Annotated in this window: 3 protein-coding genes and 1 pseudogene; all 4 read right to left on the bottom strand. The window is 62.6% G+C overall.

Annotation, left to right across the window (positions count from 1 at the left end; genetic code table 11):
- The coding region (locus VN004_RS09530) for an FAD-dependent oxidoreductase (protein ID WP_325609321.1) at positions 1 to 703 on the bottom strand (703 nt) is incomplete at its 3' end.
- 92 nt (positions 704 to 795) lie between these two features.
- Entirely contained in the window at positions 796 to 2,121 is a 1,326-nt protein-coding gene (locus VN004_RS09535; RefSeq protein ID WP_325609323.1) for a TRAP transporter large permease subunit, read from the bottom strand.
- A complete protein-coding gene (locus tag VN004_RS09540; protein ID WP_325609325.1) occupies positions 2,121 to 2,624 on the bottom strand; it encodes a TRAP transporter small permease subunit in 504 nt (167 codons plus the stop codon). The genes VN004_RS09535 and VN004_RS09540 overlap by 1 nt, the downstream gene beginning before the upstream one ends.
- A pseudogene (locus tag VN004_RS09545) lies at positions 2,625 to 2,936 on the bottom strand (ABC transporter substrate-binding protein); the annotation flags it as partial.

Consider the following 2,936-nt stretch of genomic DNA (forward strand, 5'->3'; position numbering starts at 1 on the left):
CATCGTAGAGCGCAAGGATCTGCGCCTTGTCGGAGTCGCTCAGTGGAAATCCGGACACAAATGCGGCGATCGGCTTCGCATTCAGAAGACCGGGACCGAGATCGTCGGCAGCGGTATGCGTCGGGTCGCCGCTGACCAGCGCATCGCGGCCGAACGTCTCGCGCGGGAAGAAGACGCCGCGCGACAGCCCGAGCGATGGATAGAGCTTGCGCTCGAACGCCGTTTCGAAGCGCCGGATGTCAACGCCGAGCTCCTTCAGCAAGCCGGACGCAACCTTGCTCCACAATGCCTTCGGCGATTGCAGCGACTCGCTGCCGCCGTAACCGAGGATCAACCGGCCATCGACCATGAATTCGTTGCGCTTGGCGTGCCCGCCGAAATCTTCGTGATTGTCGAGGATGAGAATGCGCGCCTGCGGATGGCGCTTGCGAAAGAAATACGCCGCGGCAAGCCCGCTGATGCCGGCTCCGACCACGACGAGATCGTAGTCTTCGGACACCGGGCGCCCCGAAAAATCCGGCAATTCGCCGTCGCGCATGGCGTGCGCGACCTCGAACGACCCGACATGATGGCCGCGCAGCCCGGACAGTGCCGGCGGATATGGCGATGATTGCGCCCGGGCAAGCTGCGCGAGCGGCGTCAGTCCTGCCCCGATCGCCAGTGCGCAGCCATCGAGAAAATCCCGGCGGGTGATGTTCGGCACGGTGTCCTCAGTCGCTGATGCCGAGGACGCAACGTCACATGTGTCTTCGCGCCGCCCCTCATCACGCGAAGTCTATCGCGGCACGTACGGGCTCACCAGCCTATCGCGGTCGGCAGCCAGGTCGCGAGCGCGGGGTAGAAAAACACCAGCGCCAGCGCAACAAGCTGCATGATGATGAACGGCACGACGCCGCGATAGATGTCACCGGTCGTGACCTCCGGCGGAGCGACCCCGCGCAGGAAGAACAAGGCCCATCCGAACGGCGGCGTCAGGAACGAGGTCTGCAGGTTCACGCAGATCAGGATCGCGAGCCACACCATGTCGACATTGGCCTGCAGAAAGACCGGCAGGAACAGCGGCACCGCAATGTAGGAAATCTCGATCCATTCGATGAAGAAGCCGAGGATGAAGATGATCAGCATCAGGAACCAGATGTCGAAGCTGATGCCGCCCGGCAGGAAGGCGAAGAGGTCGTGAACGATCTTCTCGCCCTGCAGTCCGCGGAATGCGAGCGCGAAGGCCTGTGCGCAGATGAGAATGAACATCATCATCGCGGTGATCTTGGTGGTGGCCTGGGCGGTGTCGCGGAGCACGCTCCATGACAGGCGCCCGCCGATCGCTGCGACCGCGATCGAGCCGAGCGCGCCCATCGAAGCCGCTTCCGAGGGCGCCGCAATGCCGGCGATGATCGAGCCGAGCACGGCGGCGACAAGCCCGACCGGCGGCGCCACGACCTTGAACAGCTTCTGCATCAGATCGCCGCGCGAGAGCGATGCGCGCTCCTCCGCGGAGAAGGCCGGCACGCTGTCGGGCCGAATGATGCCAAGGATCAGAATGTAGACGACGTAGATTCCGGCCAGCATCAATCCGGGGATCATCGCCGCGGCGAACAGGGTGCCGACCGAGAGGTTCAGAATATCGGCGAGCAGGATCAGGATCAGGCTCGGCGGGATGATCTGGCCGAGGGTGCCCGATGCGCAAATCACGCCACAGGCGAGACCCTTATCGTAGCCGCGGCGGATCATGCCGGGCAATGTCAGGAGCCCGAGCGTCACCACCGTCGCCCCGACGATGCCCGTGGTGGCGCCGAGCAGCACCCCAACGAAGACGATGCCGATGCCGAGCCCTCCACGCAGCGAGCCCGACAGATGGCCGATGACGTCCATCAGGTCTTCGGCGAGCTTCGACTTTTCGAGCATCATGCCCATGAAGACGAAAAGCGGAATCGCCAGCAGCGTCTGGTTGGTGACCACGCCGAAGATGCGGCCGGGCAAGAGGTTGAACAGCAGGCTGCCGAACCCGAGATAGCCGAACACGAGACCGCTGGTCGCAAGTGTGAGCCCGACCGGTATGCCGGCCATCAGCAGCACAAAGAACGACGCCAGCATGCAGATGGCGAGAATCTCGACGTAGGGCATCACGCTCTCCGCATCGCGAGATAGCTTTTGATCGCCTCGGAGAGCGACTGCATGAACATGATTGCGAAGCCAATCGGGATCAGCGACTTGATGATGTAGCGATACTCGATCCCGCCGGGATTGGCGGTGCCCTCACCGATCGACCAGGACTGGTAGACGTAAGGGATCGAGAGCCAGATCACGATGACGCAGAAGGTCATCGAGATAAAGGCGGCGACGATGTCGACGCGATGCTTGTTGCGCTCGGAAAAATACTGAAACACCACGTCGACGCGCACATGCTCCTTGTGCTGCAGTGCGTAGGACATGCCGAACAGGCAGATCGGCACGAAGATGTGCCACTCCAGCTCCTGCGCCCATATGAAGCCGTAGGAGAAGGCGTAGCGCAGGAGCACGTTGGCGCCCATGACCAGCGCGATGCCAAGCGACAGCCACGAGGTCAGGCGGCCGACAAGATCGGTGAATGCATCGATCCCGCCGGCCAGCTTTTCGATGGATTGCAATCAGGCCTTCCTGATCTTGGTGTGGTAGACGGTCTCGCTGAGGTCGGCCCAGTTATCGTACTTGCTCTTGTAGGCCATGTAGGATTCGTGGACCTTCCTGGTCACGGGATCCTTCGCGACCGCCTCTGCCAGAACCTTGTCGGTCGCGACCCGGAGCGCCTTGACCACGGAATCCGGCAAGGGCTGCGCGATCACGCCCTGGTTCTTGACGAGGTCTTCGAGCGCCTCCGCGTTGTTTTTCTGGCACCAGGCTTCGCTGACGGTGTTGCAGGCCGCGCAGGCATTTTCCACGATGGCCTTGAGATCAGGCGG

Origin of the sequence: Pseudorhodoplanes sp. (genome assembly GCF_035565855.1) — a bacterium.
Taxonomy (GTDB): domain Bacteria; phylum Pseudomonadota; class Alphaproteobacteria; order Rhizobiales; family Xanthobacteraceae; genus Pseudorhodoplanes.